The sequence below is a fragment of the Hymenobacter agri genome (assembly GCF_054778495.1).
In genome coordinates, this window is sequence record NZ_BAAGZM010000901.1 from 1,326 (window position 1) to 1,783 (window position 458).

1 protein-coding gene is annotated in these 458 nt (G+C 65.7%); it reads right to left on the minus strand.

The annotated features are described in order from the left end of the window. Positions 1–90: 90 nt before the first annotated feature. On the minus strand, positions 91–458 hold a 368-nt coding region (locus tag ACYVDE_RS23225; protein WP_460503903.1), incomplete at its 5' end, for a LytR/AlgR family response regulator transcription factor.

A 458-nucleotide genomic window follows, 5' to 3' on the forward strand; every position in this document is an offset into this window, starting at 1 on the left:
GTCCTGACGTGATAAGGTCCTTCGCTGCGCTCAGGATGACAGACGATTAACGCCAAAGCCCCGGCGCTGCTCCGCGCCGGGGCTTTGGCGTTACAGCTGCTGGTGCGCCCGGATGAGCTCGGCGAAGGCGTCGCGGTAGGTATCGCCCACGGGCAGCAGGCGGCCCGCCACCTGCACCTTGCCGCGCTCGACGTGCTCGATGCGGCTGAGCGCCACCAGAAACGACTTGTGGATGCGCGCAAACCGCTCGGCCGGCAGCACTTCCTCGACGCGCCGGAAAGATTGCAGCGTGAGGATGTTGCCCGTGGTGGTGTGCAGCATCAGGTATTCCTTCATGCCTTCAACATACAGAATATCACCGAAGGCCACGCGCTGCAGGCGGTGCTCGTTTTTCACGAACATGGCATCGGCGGGCGCGGCGGCGGCTGCGGGTGGGGCCGTAGTGGCGGCAGTGGCGG